Below are 22,445 nucleotides of genomic sequence, written 5' to 3' on the forward strand. Positions count from 1 at the left end.
CTCCCTAGAGATTGGCGACATCCCGTAGTCGCCGCAAAATCTGCGCCAGTAGCATCAGGGCACCATTGCCCACACTAAGAATAATCACCCCCACAATGCCAATCATCCAATCATCCCGCTGCACCGACACCAGCAAGATCATAATTGCTGCTTTTGTGGCAATACTGGCAAAGGCCAACATCTTCGACCAGATGTGCTCCCCCTTCCAAGCAGCATAGAGGGGAATACCCAGAATCAGCAGCATGATGACTAAAAAGGCCGTCATTTTTCGGGTCTGCGCTCCACTAGTTGGTGCACTTCAAACCAGCCCTCCTCGTCGTAGTGCAGCACGATCGTCTTGGGGGTGAAGGTAATCGTAAAAATGTCCAGAAAAATCAGAGCGGGGGCACGAGTCGGATCAACGGGTTCACAGACGATCGCTTCATGCCGATGGGGACGCACCATCATTTCAATAGCTTCAATATAAGCTCGGGGAACAGCCACCGCCACTTTCCTGAGGGTACTCAGCCACTGCCGTAGGGTTGCTACCCCCCCCTGCCCTTGGGGCAGCAGGAGCGAAACCAGAATTCCAATCGCCAGATTGACCAAACCAAAGTCCGCCGTCAGCAGCAGCCAAATCGTCAGGCGCAGGGCAAAGTTCAAGTAATTCATAGGGCTAACCCCACCAAGCCAAGTAAGAGCAATAACATCACTCCTAGAAGATGCTCTAGGCGTTCCCAAGCCCCTCGCCAAGCAGACTCCCAGCGGGAGACCCCCAAGGCCACTAAGCCACAGCCCACCAAGGGGGGCAAAACAGCGCGGAACAAACCCATGCCACTCCTGTAGGCTTCCATGTAGCCCGCATTGGCCAGCGCTAGCCCACCCAAGAGCACCATTGTGGCGGCACTGTAGCCCACAGGCATGGGGGTCTTGCTCGGATAGCGGGGCAAAAAGAGAAATTTGCTGTAAATTGTGGCGGTCAAAAAGCCAGCACCGTAGAGGAGTCCCTGCTGCCAAGGCTCAAGGTAACTTAGGGTCAAGGCCTTAGCGGGGAATCCCCCAAGGAGGGGGACACCAACAATGCCATAACCAGCCATCATCAGGGCGATCGCCACTGGGCGCGGCAGACCCTCTTGGCGCAATTCACTCAGACGATAGTGGCGCAGTTCCCCCACACTCAAAAAAAGACTGGCCTTGGCTAAGCCGTGCATGAGGGCATACAAACCCGCCGCCGGGGGAGCAATAATCACCCATCCCAGTTGGCCAAGGGTACTAAAACTGAGCAGCCGGCGTATATCCTCGGCGACTAAGGCCAACACCGCTCCCAAAAAGATCGAGGCGAGGGCAAACAACCCCACAATATCCGCAATGTCACTATGGAGCAGACTGACGCGAGCAAGGCTAAACACCCCAGCATTTTCGACAATGCCGGCTAGGAGAGCAGCAACTACAGGAGCAGCAACGACGTTAGTTTGGGGCAACCAAAGCCCACTAATGAAAATGGCGCCCTTGGCTAACAATGCCATCAGGATCAGGGCGACTGCCTCCGGCGGCGCTTGCCTCAAAGCACTAAAAGCGAACGTATGACTTGCCTGATAAACCAAGGCTACTCCCATGAGATAAAACAGCATGGCCACATTGCTGACCATGAGATAGCGCAGCCCAATCCAAAGGGGGCGATCGCTCCGAGGGTAGGCAATGAGAAGAAAAACAACAATCCCCAGCACCTCAATGTTGACGTAGAGACTGAGGAAATCCGCTGAAGTAAAGACGGTATTGGCACAACCGTGGAGCAGACACAGCAAAACATAAAAGAACGCCTTGTAACCTGCCTGCCACGTATGGAACAGCGCCGCTAAAATCACAAGGGCATTGGTGACAATAAAGTAGCCGCTGAGGGGGTCAATGCGTAGGGAAATGCCAAAGCTATCGAGAAGGACAAACGCAGTGTTGACTTGGTTGATGGTGATGCCTAAGCCGACACAGAGGGAAACAACGGCGATCGCCAGCGTCAGACCCCGCGCCAAGAGGGGCAATAAGTAAAGCGTTAAGCCTGCCACAAAAGGCAACAAAATCCAAGCGATCGCCAGCTCCGTCATTGCTACTTCCTACAGATACTTTTGATCAATTTCTGGTGTTTCTAAAGTTGGGTTATCCCGCGCTAGCTTCATTGCCGCCACCAGCATCAGCGTTTGAATCGAAAGGCCAATCACGATCGCGGTTAAAATCACGGCTTGGGGCACCGGGTCGGCGTAGGCAACATCAAAGGCACCCCCACGGGCAATAGGCGTGACCAAACCACTGTGGGTGGCAATCACCACAAACAAAGCCACCACCCCAGTACTCATGACATCCATTGTCACAATCTTCATCAGCAGATTTTTTTTGACAATCGTGGCTAAAAAACCAACGAGGATAGTGACAAAAACACAGGCTTCCAAGAAAATCATCAGACCCAACCCACAGATACCTTGGTATTTAGAACAAACTGTAACATTCTGTTTTGCTGTTACGCCTCGCCTTTTGCCATAAAACTGCACCGCCGCAACCAACGGTGAGGAACCTTCGGCACGTCAACCTCCATCTTAACTTTATTCAGATCAATATCAATTCCCTATAGAATAGATTTTTGTCAATATCAGTGCTATAAACCCTATAACTTAGAAAAATGCTTAACAATTTGCAACATTCAGCAAATAGGTATATATTCTTATTCAAATACTTGAACAGATTACTGGACTCGTCCCTTGGGGGGTTGTCTGATGAATGTCCAATTTCCTTGGCTGACTGTACTCACACTGCTGCCTTTGGTGGCAGCCCTTTTCATTCCCGTGTTGCCCGACCGTGAGGGGAAAACAGTCCGCTGGTACGCCCTAGCGATCGCACTCCTCGAATTTGGCCTTTCGGCCATGGTTTTCTGGCAGCACTACAATGCTCAATCCGCCCAGATCCAAATGGTGGAAACCGTGCCTTGGCTGCCGCAAATCGGCCTGAACTGGTCCCTAGCGGTTGATGGCCTTGCCGTCCCCCTGATTTTGCTGACGGGTCTGGTAAACACAGTGGCAATCTTTGCGGCTTGGCAAGTGAAGCAAAAGCCGCGTTTATTTTATTTCCTGATGTTGGCGCTCTACAGTGCCCAAATTGGTGTCTTTGCCGCCCAAGACCTGATCCTCTTCTTCCTGATTTGGGAATTGGAACTGGTACCCGTCTATCTGTTGATCTCCATCTGGGGGGGTGCCAAACGCCAATACGCCGCTACCAAATTCATCCTCTACACTGCCGTTGGTTCCCTCTTTATCCTCCTTGCTGGCTTGGGGATGGCCTTCTATGGCGGTGACTTTACGCTTAACATGGCGGTCTTGGGTCTCAAGAACTATCCCTTGGCACTCGAACTGCTTGCCTATGGTGGCTTCCTGATTGCCTTTGGTGTCAAACTGCCCATTTTCCCACTGCACACTTGGTTACCCGATGCCCACGGTGAAGCTTCTGCCCCGGTCTCCATGGTGCTGGCGGGCGTGCTCTTGAAAATGGGGGGCTATGGCCTGATTCGCTTTAACCTGCAAATGCTTCCCGATGCCCATATCTACTTTGCGCCGGTTCTCATTGCCCTTGGGGTTGTGAATATTGTCTATGGCGCTCTGACTGCCTTTGGCCAAGAGAATCTAAAGCGGCGGCTGGCCTACTCTTCAATTTCCCATATGGGCTTTGTGCTGCTGGGCATTGGTGCCCTCAATGGCATTGGTCTCAATGGGGCGATGCTACAAATGCTCTCCCACGGTTTGATTGCGGCTGTGCTCTTCTTCCTAGCGGGGGTGACCTACGATCGCACCCACACTTTGGCCATGGAAAAAATGAGCGGCATTGCCCAATCCATGCCGAAAACCTTTGCCCTCTTTACCGCTGGCTCTATGGCCTCGCTGGCGCTGCCTGGCATGAGTGGCTTTGTCAGTGAACTCACTGTCTTTTTGGGCTTGACCAACAGTGATGCCTACTCCACCACCTTCAAAGTGGGGGTGATTTTCCTCGCTGCCGTGGGGGTGATTATCACGCCCGTCTATCTGCTCTCGATGGTGCGCCGTGTCTTTACGGGCAAACAAGCGGGCGAGATGTTTGACAAACTGCTGTTGGACATCAATCCCCGCGAAACCTTCATTGCCCTGTCCCTCTTGGTGCCGATTATTGCTGTGGGAATGTATCCTAAGCTGGCCACCCAAACCTACGATGTGACCACGACAGCGATCGCTAGCCATGTCCATGCCGCCCTACCCGCTGTGGCGCAGCACCATCTGCCCCTCTATGCTCAACTGACCCAATCCGCCCCCAGCCTAGTCAGTGAAGCAACCGTTGCCGGCAGTACTCTTTAGGGATTGGAGGGGGGAAGCCCCTTCTCCAACTGGCAGTTCAGGGCATTCATTGCTAGAGTGGAGTAACGGCATTCCTGCCCTTGGGCAGATTGCATACAGCCCTTTTCACAAAGACAATATGTGCTTAGCACTGTAAAAGCTGAGCTAGGGGAGCACTCCATCTCTTCTCTCCACCCCATACCCCAGAAAAGGGCTGTAAACTGAATACGGTGATTCAATAAAGGCTCTATGAGTAATCTTGAGAAACAAATTGAACAAGCCCGCGAGGAAGCCCACAAAATCTGTGACACCGAAGGGGCAACCTCTGGACAGTGTGCCGCCGCTTGGGATGCCCTTGAGGAACTGCAAGCGGAAGCTGCCCACCAACGCGCTGAGCAGCAGGATCACAAAACCTCCTTCCAGCAGTACTGTGATGACAACCCTGATGCTGCTGAGTGCCGCATTTACGACGATTAAGGGTTGAGGGTGTGGGTCGCTGGCAACAGTTGTGGGATCAATTTGCCGCAGCAACAGGTCAGCGGCTCCATGACGGCAAAGCCCTGTCAGTAGGGGGTGGCAGTATCAACACCGCCTATGTGTGGCAACATCCAGAGCAAACCCTCTTTATTAAGTTCAATCGCCCCGAGCGGCAGGCCATGTTTGCTGCTGAAGCCCATGCCCTGGGGGCGATCGCCAACGTGCAAGCGATCCGCGTTCCCCTTCCCCTGCTATGGGGGGTGGTGGAGGACGCGAGTTTTCTAGTCTTGGAATACTTACCCCTCACTAGTGCTGGCGATTGGTGGCAGATGGGGGTAGCACTGGCGCAGTTGCACCTCAAGGGGACGAGCGATCGCTACGGCTGGCCAGAAAATAACACCATTGGTGCCACCCCCCAAATCAACCCCTGGTCAGACAACTGGGGGGAGTTTTTCCGTGAAGCTCGCCTGCGTTACCAGTTTGATCTTGCCCGTCGGCGCGGCGGACACTTTCCCAAGGCGGAGAAGCTCCTAGAAGCCATTCCAGAACTCCTGAACCATGAGCCAACCCCTACCTTGGTTCACGGCGACCTCTGGTCGGGAAATGCTGCTTTTTGTCGCACAGGGGAACCGGTGATTTTTGACCCTGCCAGTTACTATGGCGATCGCGAAGTGGACTTAGCGATGAGCGAACTTTTTGGCGGCTTTCCTGCGGCCTTTTATGAGGGCTACAATGCCACCTATCCCCTCCCTGCTGGCTATGGGCAACGGAAAATAATCTACAACTTGTACCACATCCTCAATCACTTCAATCTTTTTGGCGGTAGTTATGCTGCCCAAGCCCAGTACATGATTGAGCAGATCCTGCGATTCCTCTAACTCATGCCCTAGCTCATCCTGAAGATCAAACAGTAACCGCTAGCCTGATATCGCTGTAGTATCGTGGAGTGCATGGCTTCTTTTGAGTGTTTGCGAGATTCCTTCCTATGTCCGATGGCAAAGTGCCACCCACAAATGCTTCTACCCCTGAATCAGTGACAGCCAAGACCAAAAAGGCCACAGAACCTTGGTGGTTGGAAATGGCCAAAACGTTGGGACTAGCGGCTGTCCTAGCCTTTGGTATTCGAACCTTTGTGGCCGAGGCACGCTATATCCCCACTGGCTCCATGGAAGAAACCCTGCTGATTAACGATCGCCTGATTATTGAAAAAATCAGCTATTACTTCCATCCGCCCCATCGCGGCGACATCATTGTGTTTAATCCAACCCCCACGCTTCAGCAGGCGGGCTTTCGCGATGCCTTTATCAAACGGGTGGTGGGCCTGCCGGGCGATCGCGTCGAACTGCGGGCAGGGCGGGTCTATGTCAACAATCAACCCCTGCCCGAACCCTATCTTGCGCCTGCAACATTTACCTCCGTGGATACCTGTGCGGGCATGCAGCCCTATTTGGCACAGCCGCAGGTGATTCCTGCCAATAGCTACTTGGTTTTAGGAGATAACCGCAATAACAGCTTTGATGGCCGCTGCTGGGGAGTGGTACCGCGCAATTACATTATTGGTCGTGCCGCCATTCGCTTTTGGCCCCCCGATCGCTGGGGATTGATTACTGATCCCAAGGAACCGCAACAGTGAGGCAAACCCTGCGCACTGAGGTACTTGTTGTTGGCGGTGGGACAGGGGGGGTAGCTGCTGCCCTAACGGCGGCGCGAATGGGCGCCCAAACGGTACTTGTCAGTGAAACCCCTTGGCTTGGCGGCATGCTCACGAGTGCGGGGGTAGCTGCCCCTGATGGCAATGAACTGATGGCATGGCAAACCGGCCTGTGGGGCAAGTTTCTGCGGGCGATCGCCCGCAGACAGCCGGGGGGGCTAGATCATGCTTGGGTGAGTTTCTTCACCTTTGAGCCAAAGGCCGCCGCTGATCTGTTTGCCGAGTGGGTCAAGGCAACCCCGAACTTGACGTGGATGGTTGGTGATCTTCCCCAAGCGGTTTTGCGCCAAGGCGATCGCATCCTCGGCGTGGAATTTACCAGCCTCACCATCCATGCCCAAATCACCATTGACGCTACAGAACTCGGCGATCTTCTTGCTCTAGGAGAGATTCCCCATCGCTGGGGGTGGGAGTGGCACGCGGAAACCCAAGAACCCTCCGCCCCCTTAGCCCCCACACCCCTGACGCAGACCTATCCCGTTCAAGCCCCCACATGGATTGTCGTGTTGCAGGACTACGGTGAAGGTGCAACCGCCCCAGAGATTCCCCCCTCCCCCCTGTGGGATGAGCGCAAGTTTAGGGGGGCTTGGGCAGGCTATGACCTGCAGCACTTTCTCAACTATGGCCGCCTACCGGGAAATCGCTTTATGCTCAACTGGCCGCAGCAGGGAAACGACTATGGGGTGGGTCTGGAACGGCTGGTTGGCTCTCCTCAAGAGCGACAGGCCTTTTGTCAAGAAGCCCGCTGGCACGCGCAGGATTTTGCCTGCTACATCCAACGCCACTTTGGTCGCCGCTATGGTCTCGCGGAGGATACTTTTCCAAGATTCCCTGACCAACTGGGGGGCGGTGCCTATGCACTCCATCCCTACTACCGCGAAAGTCGTCGCCTGATTGGTGTCACGACCATTCAAGAGCAGGATATTCTCCCCAGTGCTCTACCGCCCGTTGATGCCCAAGGTCACTACACAGGCATCGCCATCGGCAACTATCTCAACGATCACCACTATCCGGGGATGGAACTTCCTCTGATGCCTAAGTCCATCCGTTGGGGCGGTCGTTGGACAGGGACACCCTTTGTGATTCCCTATACGACCTTGATTCCCCAGCGGGTAGAGGGCTTTTTAGTGGCAGAGAAAAATATCTCCGTGACCCATATCGCCAATGGAGCCACCCGCTTACAGCCTGTGGTGATGGGCATTGGCCAAGGGGCAGGGTGGTTGGCGGCGACAGCCATTCGCCAAAGGAAATCTCCCCAGGAGCTGGTGGGTGCCCTTGACCTCAGGTCTCTTATTCAGGAGTGCCGACAGGCAATTTTTCCCTTCTTTAATCTGCCGCTGCTGCATCCAGAGTGGGAAGCTTGGCAACTCCGAGCGTTAGAGACCTTTGATCCTGCCCTTCCCCTGCCTTGGACGGTGGCGATCGCCCAGCCAACACCAATGACCGTGAGCGCAGGAATGCAAACGCTGACTGGCGAATTCGTCCAACTGGGAGAGCAGGCCTATCAACTGCGCACCGATCAAGAGTCTTGGCCTTTGGTAACACTCCACCCCACTGTGAACGATCGCCTGCAAACTGCCAAACACGGCCAGCGGCTTAGCGTAATGGGATTTCTCAATCCCTATGCCCCTTGGATGCGGGTAGAGCATGTGGCCTAGGTCTCGCAGCTCAGTTCCCCAAGGCGTTGATTGAAGCGCAGATTCTCAGTGTAGTCCACCGGAACATCAATAATACTGGGGACAGACTGCCCTAGGGCGGCTTTCAGAGTTGGAATAAAGTCAGCAGTCGCTTCAATGCGATAGCCTTTGAGTCCCATGCTTTCGGCCAACTTCACAAAATCCGGGTTGCCAAAGTGGACATAGGCCGACTCACCAAAGTAGCGTTGCTGTTTCCACTCAATGAGACCATAGCCGCCATCATTAAAGATGATGGTTGTAAAGTTAGTGCCCAACCGCAGCGCTGTTTCCAGTTCTTGGAAATTCATCATGAAGCCCCCATCGCCGGTGACTGCCACCACATGCCGCTGCGGATAGACTAATTTGGCCGCTACTGCCCCCGGCACGGCAATGCCCATGGCGGCAAAGCCATTGGAAATTAAGCAGGTGTTGGGGCGATCGCAATGGTAGTGGCGAGCAATCCACATCTTGTGGGCACCGACATCCGAAATCACAATGTCCTCTGGTCCCATCACTTGGCGCAGGTCATAGATGAGCTTTTGCGGCTTGACGGGAAAACTCTCATCTTGGGCATATTGGCAATAGTCGGCAACAATGTCCTGACGCAGTTGGACTGCATAGGGAGTGGGCTTATCTTGGCGATCGGCACGCTTGAGAATTTCATAGAGCGAATCAGAAATATCGCCCACCACCTCCACCTCAGGAATGTAGCTGCTGTCAATTTCCGCATGGGTGGCCGCAATATGGATAATGGGCAAGCGGCCATCGGGGTTCCAGCTTTTGGGGGAGTACTCAATCAAGTCATAGCCAACGGCAATAATCAAATCAGCGTGATCAAAACCGCAGCTAATGTAGTCCCGTTGCTGGAGTCCCACCGTCCACAGGGCAAGGGAGTGCTGATAGGGAATGACCCCTTTGCCCATGAATGTATTGGCTACAGGGATATTGAGCTTTTCGGCAAAATGGGTGAGAGCAGCGGCAGCGTGGGCACGAATGGCGCCGTTTCCCACCAAGATCAGGGGGTTCTCGGCAGCATTAATCAGTTCAGCGGCCTTGAGAATACTCTGGAAGGAGGCATAGGTTTTTTCCGGCGGGCTGGGCTTGAGGGGATAGCCCTCGGCTTCCATAGCAGCAATGTTTTCGGGCACATCAATGTGAACCGCCCCCGGCTTTTCATTCTGGGCAATCTTAAAGGCCTTGCGAACAATTTCCGGTGTAATGCTAGGGCGGACAATCTGGGCATTCCATTTGGTGACCGGGCTAAACATGGCCACCAAGTCCAGATATTGGTGGGACTCGATGTGCATGCGATCTGTCCCCACTTGTCCTGTAATGGCCACAAGGGGAGCGCCATCGAGGTTCGCATCCGCAACACCCGTCATTAAGTTGGTGGCACCGGGGCCAAGGGTCGAGAGACACACCCCCGCTCTGCCCGTGAGGCGACCATAGACATCGGCCATAAAAGCGGCGCCTTGTTCGTGGCGGGTAGTGATAAATTGAATCCGGGAGCGACGCAGGGCATGGAGGACATCGAGGTTTTCTTCCCCCGGCAGACCAAAAATATATTCCACGCCTTCATTTTCAAGGCATTTCACGAGTAATTCAGCAGTATTCATAGGATGGGCGATCGCGGGCACTACTTTCTATCGTAGTTCTGCTTCTTTCTATCGTAGTTCTGCTTCCCTTGCCCAATCCTTAAATGTTGGCAAATGCTGACGAAAGTTATACCACTGCCAGATCGGAGATCACCTTGGCCAAATCAATATCCTTTTGGGTAATGCCGCCAGCATCATGGGTGGTGAGGCAGACTGTCACTCGATTCCAAGAGATAGAGAGATCGGGGTGATGTGCGGCCTGCTCAGCGGGATCCACAAGGCGATTGACAAAGGCAATGGAGCCTAGGAAGTCTTTGAAGGTAAAGGTTTGCTCAAGGCGATCGCCCACCAATTTCCAGCCGGGCAGATTAACAAGCTGTGCCTCAATATCCGCTGGGGATAATCGCTCTGCCATAGTTTTGCCTCAACCGTATTAGCTCTAGGGTAGCAGAGCCAATTTACCAACTTGCCTTAACAACTCCCGGCAGTAGCCCTTGGTGTGCCATTTCCCGCAGGGCATTGCGGCAGAGGCCAAAATCACGATAGTACCCCCGCGGACGACCTGTCAACCAGCAGCGATTCCGCAGCCGCGAAGGGGCACTGTTACGGGGCAACCGTTGCAGTTGACGATGGATGCTCATGATCTCTTCTTGGGTTGCGGCACTGGCCAGTTTTGCTTTGAGTTCTTGGCGTTTGCTAGCGTATTTCGCAACGAGCCGTTGCCGCTTTTTTTCCCGTTCAATCATGCTTTTTTTGGCCATGGGGGTGTGCTTGTCCTCAATAATGATGAATTTGCTATCCTATATCCTATCAAAGAGCGATTTGCTGCTGCAACTGTTGATCCTTGTGGGGTATTGCCGTGCCCTTACATCTGTACAACACTCTGTCTCGCCGCCTTGAAGCCTTTACTCCCCTGCACCCAGAGCGGGTGACGATCTACGCCTGTGGTGTTACGGTGTATGACTACTGCCACTTGGGGCATGCCCGTTCCTATGTGGCTTGGGATGTGCTGCGCCGCTATCTCACCTTCTTGGGCTACACGGTGCATTATGTGCAGAATTTTACGGATATTGATGACAAAATTCTGCGCCGTGCCCATGAAAACGGTGAAACCATGGTAACAGTGAGCGATCGCTACATTGCCGCCTACCACGAAGACATGGCGGCCTTGAATATCCTACCTGCCAGTGCCTATCCCCGCGCGACAGAGGTGATTCCAGAAATTATTGATCTGATTCAAGGCTTGCTAGATCGCGGCTATGCCTATGTGGCCGGCGGGGATGTTTACTATGCGGTGGCGCAGTTTCCCAGCTATGGCAAGCTCTCTGGGCGACAGCTTGAGCAACTGATGGCCGGTGCCAGTGGCCGCATTGAGGAAGAAGAGCAGCGCAAACGCCATCCCCTTGATTTCGCTCTCTGGAAAGCCGCAAAACCCGAGGAAATGGGTGTCTATGATCCGTGGGAAGCCCCTTGGGGCAAAGGGCGTCCTGGCTGGCACATTGAATGCTCGGCAATGGTGCGACAGGCCTTTGGGGCAACGGTGGATATCCACTGCGGCGGTATGGATTTAATTTTCCCCCACCACGAAAATGAAATTGCCCAGTCGGAGGCGGTGACCCAGCAGCCCCTTGCACGGTTTTGGCTGCACAACGGCTTTGTGACCGTTAACGCCGAGAAAATGTCAAAGTCATTGGGAAACTTCACCACTATTCGCGATTTGCTGGCTCAAGGGGTAGATCCGATGGCCTTACGCCTGTTGGTGTTGCAGGCGCAGTACCGCAAACCCCTCGACTTTACACCGGAGGCACTTACCGCCGCTGCCAAGGGCTGGCAAACCCTAGCGGAAGCCCTGCGCTTGAATCAGCAGGTTCCCCTCCCCCCCACGCCGCCGCAAGACGTGAAAAGCCACCCCAGTTGCCAAGCCTTTTGTCAGGCCATGGATGACGACTTGAACACTGCCGCTGCCCTCGCGGTGATCTTTGAGTTGGCGAAAACCCTCAATCGGGAGCAACATCGCTATCTGCATGGCGGAGGGTTGGGGCGATCGCCCGCTGCGGTGAGTCGCGATTGGCATACCTTGGTTGCCCTTGCTCAGGTCTTGGGTCTAGAGGCCAAGGAGGCGCCAAAAACTTCGCCAACGATGGGACTCAGCGATGAGGAGATTCAAAACCTGATTGCTGCTCGTACCGCTGCCCGCCAAGCCAAGAACTATGCCGAGAGCGATCGCCTGCGGGATCTCCTTTTGGCGCAAGGGGTCAAACTTGTGGATCAAAAGGACGGCACCACCCATTGGTTTCGCGTGCCCGCTGGCTCAACCCCCTAACAGTGGAGACCACTATGCACGATTCCCTTGCTGACCTGCATCAGGAACTCTTGGCGCTTCTGTGCCGTGATGCCTACCGTGCCGGCGAGTTTATCCTTTCCTCTGGCCAAAAAAGCCACTACTACATCAACTGCAAACCCGTGACCCTATCGGCGCGGGGCGCTTACCTAGTGGGGCGGCTCTTCTTGGCGCAGTTAGCCCCTGAAGCAGTGGCAGTGGCGGGTCTCACCCTCGGGGCGGATCCCTTGGTGGTGGCAGTGAGTGTCCTCTCCAACTTGCAGGGGCAGGATCGGGCGGCACTGATTGTGCGCAAGGAAGCTAAAGGCCACGGCACAATGAGCTTTATCGAAGGTCCCCCCTTGCCCCAAGGGGCGGTGGTGACGGTGCTAGAGGATGTGATCACAACGGGGGGGTCTGCCCTCAAAGCGGTCCTGCGGCTCCAAGAGGCCGGCTATGTGGTGAATGAGGTTCTTGCCATTGTGGATCGCCAAGCGGGCGGGGAAGCCGCCTTTGCTGCTCAAGGGGTACCCCTGCGATCGCTCTTTCGGATGAGTGACCTCGAAGCCTACCTGAAGTCGGCCTAGATGCCCAACCGCTGGTAAATTTCCTCGAGGTGCCTGAGGTGGTGTTCAGGGTTAAAGCAGGCCTCGAGTTCCGCTGGCGTGAGGTAGCGCTGAATTTCTGGATCCCCTTTGAGGTTGGCGGCAAAATCGCCGTCGGGTTGATTCCAAGCGGCATGGGCGTGTTTTTGCACCAAGGCATAGGCAGCCTCGCGACTCAGCCCCTTCTCCACCAGGGCCAAGAGTACTCGCTGACTAAAGATGACACCGCCATAGCAGTTCATATTGCGGCGCATATTCTCCGGATAGACCTGTAGGGTTTGCACCAAGTCCGTCATCTCCACCAGCATAAAGTGGCTGAGAATCGAGCTATCGGGCAGAATTACCCGTTCCACCGCACTGTGGGAAATATCCCGCTCATGCCAGAGGGCAACATTTTCCAGAGCCGCCAAGGCATTGCCCCGCAGCACCCGCGCTAGACCCGTCAGCCGTTCAGACCGAATGGGATTGCGTTTGTGGGGCATGGCAGAGGAGCCTTTTTGGCCCTTGGCGAAGAATTCCTCGACTTCTAGAACATCGGTGCGCTGCAGGTTGCGAATTTCAACGGCAAAACGCTCGAGGCTTGCCCCCAAGAGGGCAAGGGTTTGGGCATACTCGGCATGGCGATCGCGGGAAATCACCTGCGTTGAAGCGGTATCCGGTTGCAGTCCCAGTTTTTGACAGGCGATCGCCTCTACGCGCGGATCCACATTGGCATAGGTACCCACTGCCCCAGAAATTTTGCCCACGGCCACGGTGCGCTGTAATTGACACAGGCGATCGCGGTGGCGCAGCAGCTCCGCCAACCAACCAGCGAGCTTGAAACCAAAGGTAATTGGCTCGGCATGAATCCCATGACTGCGTCCCACCATCACCGTATAGCGATGTTCTTGGGCGCGGTGGCGCACCGCCTGAATGAGATGCTCCAACTGCTCTTGGATCAGCCTCAGACTGGCCACCAATTGCAAGGCTAAACCGGTGTCAAGGACATCGGAACTGGTCAAGCCAAGGTGAATATAGCGCCCGGCATCGCCAACATGCTCATTGACATTGGTGAGGAAGGCAATAACGTCGTGCTTTACCTCCGCCTCAATTTCCAGCACCCGTTGGGGGTCAAACTTGGCCTTGGCTTTGATTTCAGCGACGGCGTCAGCAGGAATATGACCTAGTTCCGCTTGGGCTTCGCAAACCGCAATCTCGACATCCAGCCATGTTTTGAATTTGTAGGCATCGGTCCAGAGATTCCCCATCGGGGCAAGGGTATAGCGTTCGATCATGGGCGTGTATCTTTCTAAGGGTGGTGAAAAACTAATAATCTAATGGCGATCGCCTATTTGAGTTCGGGATGGTACACAGCCTCCGCCGTGGCAAAGCCATTGAGGCGGTAGATGAGTTGGTAAAGACGGCTGTAGTCCCGCTGATTAAAGTGCAAAATCAATCGCGGCAGATGGAGGGTGTGGGTCAAGGCGGGGCGGTTAATGGGTTGCTCGTCTTCCACTTCCCGCGGCAACGGTTCAGTGCGTTCAATCTGCCCCGACACGAGAATGTCCTGAAAATCGCGATTGAGTTCCGCTAGAGCAGCATCACTAATGTCTTGATTCAACCGCAGCACCAAGCGATCGCCCACATAGCGGCTAGAGTGATAGACACGATAAAAGCCACTTAGATAAGCCAAGCCTTCCTCAACACTGGTACAGATGCGGTAAAGTTCCTGATCTTCGCCGTTAATCAGTCCCTTGGCCACTAGCTCTTGGCGAATAAACTGATCCCAATGTTGCCAGTAGGTACCACCAGGAACATCCATCAAGACCAAGGGTTTAGGGGGAGCTTTGCCCGTTTGGCAGAGGGTCAGGCATTCAAAGGCTTCATCTTGGGTGCCAAAGCCACCGGGAAAAACGGCAATGGCATCGGTTTCCTTAAGTAAAAAGAGCTTACGCGTAAAGAAGTACTTAAAGTGAATCAAGCGCGGATCCCCTTCAATGTAGGGATTGGCTCCCTGCTCAAAGGGCAGTTCAATGTTGAGGCCAAAGGACTTATTGGGGCCTGCTCCTTTGTTGCCCGCCTCCATGATGCCACCCCCGGCACCCGTGATAATCATAAACCCGGCGGTGCTTGCCACTTGGGCAAAGCGCACCGCCATCTCATAGACTGGTGCTGTGGAGGGGATGCGCGCAGAGCCAAAGATGGAAATTTTGCGGGTATGGCGGTAAGGGGCAAAGACCCGCAGCGCTTGGTGCATATCCCGCAGGCAGGAACGTAGAATCTTCCAATCTAGTCGTTCCAGTTCCTCGTCAGCAATATCCAGAAAAAGTTGCAGAGCTTGGTAAATCACGTCGCCATGGGGCACACTATCCAAGCGACGAATTAACTGATCGAGGTCTTGCTGTAGGCTACTTAAAGCGACTCGCGAAAGGGTCATGGCACCCTAAAAACGTTATCACCCTATTTTATCAGGCAGTGGGATCACCTGATGCAGTGGGTAGGCTGAGGGTAAAGGTGGTGATGCCCCCTTCGCTGTGAACGTTAATTTCCCCCTGCAATTGCTCTACCAGCTTTTGGGTGAGGGCGAGGCCTAAGCCCGTTCCCCCCTGTTGCCACGGATCGGCATTGGGAATGCGATAAAACTTTTCAAAGATGCGCGGCAGCTCCTCACTGGGAATCTCGGAGGGATTACTCACTTGAATTTGCAGGCGATCGCCCCCGATGGGATCAAAACGGATAACAATCTGTGCGCCAGCGGGGCTGTACTTACAGGCATTGTTGAGTAACTCAGCTAAGATGCGGGCTAGGGCATGACGGTTGGAAAGCAGGGGCGGCAAAGTGGGAGGGCGGACAATCTCAAGGGATTGCTGCCGCTGTTGCATGCGATTGCGGAAGGGCTCGAGCACTGAAGGCAGCCAACTGTGGAGATCAATCACCTCCTGTTGAATCTGACTGCGCCCTGCCTCTAGGCGTTGCAGATCGAGTAAATCATTGATCAATTCCGTTTCGCGGTTGCACTCATTGGTGAGAATCTCAAGGTAGCGTTTCTGGCGATCGTCGGTGGCAAATTGCTTCAGCATATAGATGGCCATTTTCATGTTGGCCATGGGGGTACGTAACTCGTGGGAAACGGTGCTCAAGAAATCGTCCTTAATGGCATTGAGGCTCTCTAGCTCCTGCATTTTCTGTTCCAGTTCGGCAGTCCGTGCGCGCACCTGTCGCTCCAAATCCGCATTGAGTTCTTGCACCTGTTGGTAAAGCTGCGCTTGGTGAATCGCGAGGGCACACTGATCGGCAATGGTTTTGACGAGGCTTAAATCTTCTGGCGTCCAAGATTTAGGTAGGGTTTGTTGCCAAAGCGGGCGATCGCTCACTAAAACGGACGTTGCCTCACTGGGTTCCCACTCACAATCTAGGAGCGTAATTTGCCCAAGGAGTTGGCCAAGGTAAACCAAGGGGGTCATCACCACAGCGTTGACGTTGAAAGTTCTCAAATCCGTTTGCAGCGGCTGCGGTAAATCGGTACAACTAGCCGCCAAGACCACCTGTTCACCGTTGCGCAGGGCGGGTTCAAACAGGGCGATCGCTCGCTGGTTCAGAGCAATCAAGTGGTTGGGTAAGCTGACCAATTGAGGACGGCTGGCATAGGTAGGGGTATTGGGAGCATGGGTTTGCGTAATCAGACAAAGCGTGGATCCCAACGCTTCAAGGAGTAAGTCAGCGGTAATTTGCAGAACCTCCGCTGCCACCATGGTGGTGCGCATGGCTTGAATGATGCGGTTAATGATGGCCTCACGGCGGGCTTGGTTGCGCAGTTGTTCCTCGGCTCGTTTGCGATCGGTAACATCCATGACATAGCTGCGGATGAGTTTACTCTCGTAGATGTAGTGAATGGATTGCTCGTAGATACGCCCTTGGTACTCCACCTCCCGCACATGGACTTTTTCTTGGGTTTGCTTCATGTAGCGGGCGAGTTCCGGCAATCCCACTAGCAGAGGATGAGTCAACTTTTGTTGCTGCAAGTCCCGAAACTGCATCACTGCCGCTGGATTGAGATACGTCACCCTCCCTTCTAAATCCACTTCCAAAATCGGGTTGGGTGTTAGCTCCGGATAGGAGGCCAAACGCACTAAGGCCGCTTCACTAAAATTCTCGATATTCCCTTCACCGAGGGGGAAAAGCGTTGCAAAGGGATTGGTGCTTTTGGAGAGAAATCCTAAGACATCGGTGCTGCGGCAAAAATCCTCAAACTCCTCATCGGTCATATTGGTCAGGGTTAAGTAACGGGCGCGCACCTCGCCCCCAAAGACAATCATGTCGCCACTGCGCAAATCATGGGCAACAATCCGTTGACCGTTGACGAGAATGCCATTGGTACTCCGCCGACCCTGCAAATCACCATCAATCAGGCGAAAAAGATAGCTATTGGTCTCTGGACTGGTCACGCGCAATAGGATGGCGTGCTGCCGTGAGACCATCTTGGAGTGCAGCACAATGGAATTTGTGGGGTCACGACCGATGGAATAGGTGGCTGCCTCCAGTAAAATGGGTCGCCGTCCCTCACTGTCTTCGAGGACCAAGAGGTGACGAACGGCCTGCCGCTCATGGCTCACCCTTGCCTCCTTGCCTAGGCTGACGGTGTATCCTGACAAAAGGAAACAGGCGTGGCACTGGCCTTCCAAGAGGGTTCTTTGACGGGCAGGGTGGTATATTGGCGCACCAAGGCACGGAACTCATCGCCGTCAATGGTTTCTTTTTCTAGGATGAGTTCCACCAACTTATCAATGGCTGCCCGATGCTCGCGGATGAGTTTGCGAGCGGTTTCATAGCAGTGCATCACAATCTCGCGAACCTGGCGGTCAATTTGTACGGCCACCGCTTCAGAATATTCTGCACGGGGCAGCAAATCTCGACCGAGAAAGACCTCGTTACTTGGCGTTTCAAGGGCGAGGTGTCCCAAATCCGACATGCCGTAACGGGTCACCATTTCCCGCGCCAGATTGGCTACCGCTTGTAGGTCACTACTGGCACCCACGGTGACTTCAGCATCGCCAAAAATTTCCACTTCGGCAGCGCGCCCCCCCAAGAGAATGGTGATCTCATCGAGGAGCCATGCGCGGGTATAGAGGCCACTATCCACCCGCTCTTCATCAAAGATTTGCTGGGCAAAGCCACCGACCCCCCCCGAACGGGGAATAATGGTCACCTTGTTGAGGGGATCCGCGTGTTTCAAAAGCGTCATCAGCAGGGCGTGACCCACTTCGTGGTAGGCAATGAGCCACTTTTTCTTACTATCGAGGAGGGGGGTGAGGGTCATGCCAATCGTCACTCGATCAATGGCATCGTCAATTTCGGCATTGGTAATGGCGGGTTTGCGGCGGCGAGCCGTGAGAATCGCAGCTTCATTGAGGAGGTTGGCCAGTTCGGCACCGGAAAAACCGGGAGTACGGCGGGCGATCGCCTCTAGGGACACCTCTGGGGCAATTTTTTTGTCCCGCGCATGGACTTGGAGAATTTGTAAGCGCCCCTTGTAGCCGGGCAAATCAACGGTAATTTGGCGGTCAAAGCGGCCCGGACGCAGTAGGGCAGCATCCAAGACATCGGGGCGGTTCGTTGCCGCAATTACAATAATCCCCGTATTGCCCTCAAAGCCATCCATCTCCGTCAGCAGTTGGTTGAGGGTTTGCTCGCGCTCATCATTGCCGCCGCCAATGCCGGCACCCCGCTGACGACCCACGGCATCAATTTCATCAATAAAGACTAAACAGGGGGCGTTTTCTTTTGCCTTTTTGAAGAGATCCCGCACGCGGGAGGCACCCACGCCCACAAACATTTCCACAAATTCTGAGCCTGAAATGGAAAAGAAAGGAACCCCGGCTTCACCGGCGATCGCCTTGGCTAGGAGCGTTTTGCCCGTCCCTGGGGGGCCAATCAGCAGCACCCCTTTGGGAATACGCGCCCCAATGGCGGTAAATTTCTCTGAGTTTTTCAGGAAGGTGACCACCTCTTGCAGCTCTTCCTTGGCCTCTTCAATCCCTGCCACATCATCGAATGTCACTCCTGTTTGGGCCTCCATCTGGAAGCGGGCGCGGGATTTACCAAAGTTGAGAATTTGCCCTGGCCCCCCTAGTCCATTACTCGCGCGGCGAAGAATCATCAGGAATAAAATCAACAGGAAAAACCCCAACATCAAGTTGGAAATGACACCGATAACGGCACCATCACTGCCCGAAGGAACTACCCGCACCGTTGTGCCATAACGGGTACTCACTTGGCGCAGCAGTTCTATGAGTTCAGGATTGCGATCAAAAAGCCGTACCTCTTGGAGGGGAGATTGTTCGGGTTGATCTTTGCGGCGAAACTTGGCTAGCCCCTGTTCCTGATAGAGTTCGACGGAGCGGACTTCATCAGCCTTGAGGGCCTTGAGGAATTGACTGTAGGAAACGGTGTTGTTATTGCTCGACTGCGCTAAGCCAATGTTAGTGGGAGCTAACGAGAGACCCACGACCAAGGCCAGTTGACTCAGCCGTTGGGAAAAGCGTTGAGCGTGTTTCATGGAAACCCGTTTCCGAAATTCAGTTCTGATTTCCAGTGTAACAGCGATTTTTTAGTCCGCTAACGCCACAGAGGAGCCACAGCCAAGAACCATCGCCCTGAATATAAAATAGGACAGCATTCTCTTTAGAGCGCCCATGGGACTGATTGTACAAAAGTATGGCGGCACGTCCGTCGGTAGTGTCGAGCGTATTCAAGCGGTAGCCCGCAGGGTCAAGGCGACTGTGGCAGCGGGACATCAGGTAGTAGTGGTGGTCTCGGCCATGGGCAAAACCACAGATAGCTTAGTGCAACTGGCCTATGCCATTAGCGATCGCCCCAGTCAGCGGGAAATGGACATGCTGCTTTCGACGGGAGAGCAGGTCTCGATTGCCCTGTTGACCATGGCACTGCATGCCTTGGGAGAACCCGCCATCTCCCTTACCGGCGCTCAAGTGGGGATTGTCACTGAACCTGCCCACACTCGTGCCCGCATTCTCCACATTGAGACCCAGCGCCTCGAACGGCACCTCAAAGAAGGACAAGTGGTGGTTGTGGCCGGCTTTCAGGGGATTACCGCTGCTGCTGATTTTGAAGTCACCACCCTTGGGCGCGGTGGCTCAGATACCTCGGCGGTGGCCATAGCGGCTGCGCTGCGGGCAGATTGCTGTGAGATCTACACCGATGTCCCCGGCATTTTGACTGCCGATCCACGCCTAGTGCCCCATGCCCAACTCATGAGCGAAATTACCTGCGATGAAATGCTGGAGTTGGCCAGCCTAGGGGCAAAGGTTTTGCATCCCCGCGCGGTGGAAATTGCCCGCAACTATGGGGTGGATTTGGTGGTGCGCTCCAGTTGGACCGATGATCCCGGTACGCGCGTCATTGCCCCACGCCGCCCGCCGCGTCCTGTGGAAAATCTTGAACTGGGTAAGCCTGTGGATGGTGTGGCGCTGGACACCGATCAGGCGAAGGTGGCACTGCTGCGGGTGGCCGATCGCCCCGGCATTGCTGCACAGCTTTTTGGCGAACTGGCACGGCAAAACCTTGATGTGGATTTAATTATCCAATCCATTCACGAAGGGCAGACGAACGATATTGCCTTCACAGTGCAAAAGAGTGTTCTCAAACAGGCAGAAGCGGTTGCCGTGGCCTTTTATCCCCGTTTGAATCCACGGGTGGAAGAGACGGATGTGCTTGTGGATGCCGATATTGCCAAGGTGAGTATCACAGGGGCAGGCATGATTGGCCGACCGGGGGTGGCGGCTCAAATGTTCTCGGCCTTGGCGGCGGCGGGCATCAACCTACAGATGATCTCCACCTCTGAGATTAACGTCAGTTGTACAGTGGCCGCAGCGGATGCCGGGCGAGCGATCGCCGTGCTCTCCCAAACCTTTGATGTGGAACCTACCACCACCGTCTCCCAAGCGGTCCCCGATGCACCAGCGGTGCGGGGCGTGGCTCTTGATCCTAAACAGGCGCGGATTGCGATTCGCGATGTACCCGATCGCCCCGGCATGGCGGCAGCAATTTTCCAGACCCTTGCGGATGCGGCCATCAGCGTGGATATGATTATCCAGTCCCAGCGATCGCGCCCCTTGGGGGGTGTGATGACCCGCGATATTGCCTTTACGGTAGCCTCTGCCGATGCCGAGCAAGCGGTGGAGCTGCTCAAGAGGGTTCAGACCCAATTGGGTTACGGCGACATCCTTGTGGATACAGCGATCGCCAAAGTGAGCATTGTCGGGGTAGGGATGATCCAGCGGCCAGGGATTGCCGCTCGCATGTTTGCCGCCCTTGCCCGTGAGAATATCAACATTCAAATGATTGCCACCTCAGAAATTCGCGTCAGTTGTGTGGTAGCAGAATCGGAGGGGGTACGGGCACTGCGGGCAGTGCATACGGCCTTTGGTCTCGATGGGGAGGCACCCGTCGTCATTCCCGATGTCGCCAAATAGGCCGCCCCCTTGGCAAATTGGCCTTGTGCTCAGCGTGGGCGTGGTGGCAGTTTCGACGGCGGCTGTGCTGGTGCGCTGGGGCGTTGGGGACTTACCCACCCAGTCCTTGAGAAAAACAGTGGGGTTGAGCATGCTCTTGGCCACTGGCCGTTTAGGTTTGGCCGCTCTTTTTCTGATACCGCAACTGTACCCTTGGCCGTGGCTCGACCTGAGTCAGCAAAATCTACGTTGGGCAGTGGCGGCTGGGGTTGCCCTTGCGGCGCACTTTAGTCTCTGGTTCACCTCACTGAACTACACCTCGGTGGCGGCCTCAACAACGCTGGTGACCACAACCCCCATTTGGTCAGCTCTTGTGGGCTACCTTTGGCAGGGACAAACTCTCAAACCGCGGGCTTGGGTGGGCATGGCGATCGCCCTTGGTGGCAGTGCCCTGATTGGCAGCGGCGAACCGACAAGTGCTGTGGCAAGAAACCCCCTGCTGGGAAATGCACTGGCGATCGCTGCCGCTTGGGCGGTTAATGCCTACTTTATTTGTGGTCAAGCTGCCCAAAAGGCGGGCCTTGCAATTCATCACTACGCCCTTGTGGCCTATGCCACTGCTGCTCTGGTGCTTCTACCTTTGCCGCCCCTCCTTGGCTTTGCCTACACGGGTTGGCCGCTAAAGCTCTATGGCGCTATTCTCCTGCTAGCGCTGATTCCGCAGTTGGTGGGGCACACCAGTCTCAATTGGGGCGTGCGTTGGCTCTCCCCCACAGGGGTTACCCTTCTGGTGTTGGCTGAACCCATTGCGGCCAGTCTCTTTGCTTTCCTGCTCTTTGGGGAGGTGCCGACAACGGCAGTGATCACGGGGGGCAGTCTCGTGCTGGTGGGGTTAAGTGTAGCACTGTGGCCTAGTCCCTAGGGGGGTTTCGGCGATCGCCGCCGCTGTTTGAGCGTCTCCAAAGCGTCCCCCAAGGCGGTAATGAGTCCCTCCCGGGTACGGGCATGATGTTGCCGCTCCGCCTCTAGGGCACGCCGCAGCCGTTCATTTTCCAAGAGGGCTGCAATCAGTTGTGCCTGAAGTTCGGCAACCGAAGTTTCACTGCGCACGCGGGCTTCAATCCGTGCCTGTTCATCTGCCCATTCCGGGGCTTCGGCATCCACAGGCGGCGGGGGCGGTTCAGGAATCAGTTGCGGTAGTTCATTGGCTCGCGCCTGCGCCCGTTGCAGTTGCTCTTGCAGACGTTGAAGCTGTTCCTGAAAATCTGCCACAGTGGATAAGGCACAGT

The 22,445-nt window shown here is 54.9% G+C and carries 21 protein-coding genes; 9 read left to right on the forward strand and 12 right to left on the reverse strand.

What is annotated here, in order from left to right:
• Nucleotides 1-4 precede the first annotated feature (4 nt).
• Genes ACK4HN_RS02700 through ACK4HN_RS02715 form a run of 4 tightly spaced genes read right to left on the reverse strand, consistent with a single transcriptional unit; the run spans nucleotide 5 to nucleotide 2,429 of the window.
• Nucleotides 5-265 (reverse strand): hypothetical protein, encoded by a 261-nt coding sequence (locus ACK4HN_RS02700; RefSeq protein WP_181495024.1) that lies wholly within the window; start codon nucleotides 263-265, stop codon nucleotides 5-7.
• On the reverse strand, nucleotides 262-651 hold the full coding sequence (locus ACK4HN_RS02705) for a Na+/H+ antiporter subunit E (protein WP_409869414.1): 390 nt from the start codon (nucleotides 649-651) through the stop codon (nucleotides 262-264). The genes ACK4HN_RS02700 and ACK4HN_RS02705 overlap by 4 nt, the downstream gene beginning before the upstream one ends.
• The gene (locus ACK4HN_RS02710) at nucleotides 648-2,078 is read right to left on the reverse strand and encodes a cation:proton antiporter (protein WP_409869415.1); all 1,431 of its coding nucleotides are present in this window, start codon (nucleotides 2,076-2,078) and stop codon (nucleotides 648-650) included. The genes ACK4HN_RS02705 and ACK4HN_RS02710 overlap by 4 nt, the downstream gene beginning before the upstream one ends.
• A gap of 9 nt (nucleotides 2,079-2,087) precedes the next feature.
• Nucleotides 2,088-2,429, reverse strand: coding sequence for a cation:proton antiporter subunit C (locus ACK4HN_RS02715; RefSeq protein WP_409869416.1), 342 nt, complete (start codon nucleotides 2,427-2,429; stop codon nucleotides 2,088-2,090).
• Nucleotides 2,430-2,741: 312 nt separating this feature from the next.
• Between ACK4HN_RS02715 and ACK4HN_RS02720 the strand changes: the two genes are divergently transcribed.
• The 5 genes from ACK4HN_RS02720 to ACK4HN_RS02740 all read left to right on the forward strand — a co-directional run bounded on the left by ACK4HN_RS02720 (nucleotide 2,742) and on the right by ACK4HN_RS02740 (nucleotide 8,168).
• Nucleotides 2,742-4,343 (forward strand): NAD(P)H-quinone oxidoreductase subunit 4, encoded by a 1,602-nt coding sequence (locus ACK4HN_RS02720; protein WP_409869417.1) that lies wholly within the window; start codon nucleotides 2,742-2,744, stop codon nucleotides 4,341-4,343.
• A 228-nt stretch (nucleotides 4,344-4,571) separates the two neighbouring features.
• Nucleotides 4,572-4,799: a Calvin cycle protein CP12 gene (locus ACK4HN_RS02725; protein WP_011057657.1), complete on the forward strand. Its 228-nt coding sequence runs from the start codon at nucleotides 4,572-4,574 to the stop codon at nucleotides 4,797-4,799.
• 11 nt (nucleotides 4,800-4,810) lie between these two features.
• Nucleotides 4,811-5,677 carry a fructosamine kinase family protein gene (locus ACK4HN_RS02730; RefSeq protein WP_409877197.1) on the forward strand — a complete coding sequence of 289 codons (867 nt, stop codon included), beginning with the start codon at nucleotides 4,811-4,813 and terminating at the stop codon, nucleotides 5,675-5,677.
• 107 nt (nucleotides 5,678-5,784) lie between these two features.
• Entirely contained in the window at nucleotides 5,785-6,432 is a 648-nt protein-coding gene (gene lepB / locus ACK4HN_RS02735) for a signal peptidase I (protein WP_409869419.1), read from the forward strand.
• A complete protein-coding gene (locus ACK4HN_RS02740; protein ID WP_409869420.1) occupies nucleotides 6,429-8,168 on the forward strand; it encodes an FAD-dependent oxidoreductase in 1,740 nt (579 codons plus the stop codon). The genes lepB and ACK4HN_RS02740 overlap by 4 nt, the downstream gene beginning before the upstream one ends.
• Here the strand turns inward: ACK4HN_RS02740 and ACK4HN_RS02745 are convergent.
• The 3 genes from ACK4HN_RS02745 to rpsN all read right to left on the reverse strand — a co-directional run bounded on the left by ACK4HN_RS02745 (nucleotide 8,165) and on the right by rpsN (nucleotide 10,542).
• On the reverse strand, nucleotides 8,165-9,802 hold the full coding sequence (locus ACK4HN_RS02745; RefSeq protein WP_409869421.1) for an acetolactate synthase large subunit: 1,638 nt from the start codon (nucleotides 9,800-9,802) through the stop codon (nucleotides 8,165-8,167). The genes ACK4HN_RS02740 and ACK4HN_RS02745 overlap by 4 nt on opposite strands.
• A 106-nt stretch (nucleotides 9,803-9,908) precedes the next feature.
• Nucleotides 9,909-10,196, reverse strand: coding sequence for a 4a-hydroxytetrahydrobiopterin dehydratase (locus tag ACK4HN_RS02750; protein WP_409869422.1), 288 nt, complete (start codon nucleotides 10,194-10,196; stop codon nucleotides 9,909-9,911).
• Between the two features lie 43 nt (nucleotides 10,197-10,239).
• Entirely contained in the window at nucleotides 10,240-10,542 is a 303-nt protein-coding gene (gene rpsN / locus ACK4HN_RS02755) for a 30S ribosomal protein S14 (RefSeq protein ID WP_409852762.1), read from the reverse strand.
• 98 nt (nucleotides 10,543-10,640) lie between these two features.
• Here rpsN and cysS point away from each other — a divergent pair, with 98 nt between their 5' ends.
• Both cysS and pyrE read left to right on the forward strand, forming a co-directional pair.
• Nucleotides 10,641-12,104: a cysteine--tRNA ligase gene (gene cysS / locus ACK4HN_RS02760; RefSeq protein WP_409869423.1), complete on the forward strand. Its 1,464-nt coding sequence runs from the start codon at nucleotides 10,641-10,643 to the stop codon at nucleotides 12,102-12,104.
• Nucleotides 12,105-12,118: 14 nt separating this feature from the next.
• On the forward strand, nucleotides 12,119-12,688 hold the full coding sequence (gene pyrE, locus ACK4HN_RS02765; RefSeq protein WP_409869424.1) for an orotate phosphoribosyltransferase: 570 nt from the start codon (nucleotides 12,119-12,121) through the stop codon (nucleotides 12,686-12,688).
• Here pyrE and purB read toward each other — a convergent pair.
• The 4 genes from purB to ftsH are packed head-to-tail and all read right to left on the reverse strand — an operon-like array spanning nucleotide 12,685 to nucleotide 19,241.
• Nucleotides 12,685-13,980 carry an adenylosuccinate lyase gene (purB, locus tag ACK4HN_RS02770; RefSeq protein ID WP_409869425.1) on the reverse strand — a complete coding sequence of 432 codons (1,296 nt, stop codon included), beginning with the start codon at nucleotides 13,978-13,980 and terminating at the stop codon, nucleotides 12,685-12,687. The two genes, pyrE and purB, sit on opposite strands and share 4 nt — an antisense overlap.
• A gap of 53 nt (nucleotides 13,981-14,033) precedes the next feature.
• Nucleotides 14,034-15,122 (reverse strand): LOG family protein, encoded by a 1,089-nt coding sequence (locus tag ACK4HN_RS02775; protein ID WP_409877199.1) that lies wholly within the window; start codon nucleotides 15,120-15,122, stop codon nucleotides 14,034-14,036.
• Between the two features lie 31 nt (nucleotides 15,123-15,153).
• A complete protein-coding gene (locus tag ACK4HN_RS02780) occupies nucleotides 15,154-17,298 on the reverse strand; it encodes an ATP-binding protein (protein ID WP_409877201.1) in 2,145 nt (714 codons plus the stop codon).
• 14 nt (nucleotides 17,299-17,312) lie between these two features.
• Nucleotides 17,313-19,241, reverse strand: a complete 1,929-nt coding sequence (ftsH, locus tag ACK4HN_RS02785; RefSeq protein WP_409869428.1) for an ATP-dependent zinc metalloprotease FtsH — start codon at nucleotides 19,239-19,241, stop codon at nucleotides 17,313-17,315.
• 136 nt (nucleotides 19,242-19,377) lie between these two features.
• Here ftsH and ACK4HN_RS02790 point away from each other — a divergent pair, with 136 nt between their 5' ends.
• A complete protein-coding gene (locus ACK4HN_RS02790) occupies nucleotides 19,378-21,177 on the forward strand; it encodes an aspartate kinase (protein WP_409869429.1) in 1,800 nt (599 codons plus the stop codon).
• On the forward strand, nucleotides 21,164-22,078 hold the full coding sequence (locus ACK4HN_RS02795; protein ID WP_409877202.1) for a DMT family transporter: 915 nt from the start codon (nucleotides 21,164-21,166) through the stop codon (nucleotides 22,076-22,078). Before ACK4HN_RS02790 ends, ACK4HN_RS02795 begins: the two co-directional genes overlap by 14 nt.
• Here the strand turns inward: ACK4HN_RS02795 and ACK4HN_RS02800 are convergent.
• Nucleotides 22,075-22,428: a hypothetical protein gene (locus ACK4HN_RS02800; RefSeq protein ID WP_409869431.1), complete on the reverse strand. Its 354-nt coding sequence runs from the start codon at nucleotides 22,426-22,428 to the stop codon at nucleotides 22,075-22,077. The genes ACK4HN_RS02795 and ACK4HN_RS02800 overlap by 4 nt on opposite strands.
• Nucleotides 22,429-22,445: the final 17 nt, after the last annotated feature.

The sequence above is a fragment of the Thermosynechococcus sp. genome (genome assembly GCF_046299655.1).
GTDB lineage: Bacteria > Cyanobacteriota > Cyanobacteriia > Thermosynechococcales > Thermosynechococcaceae > Thermosynechococcus.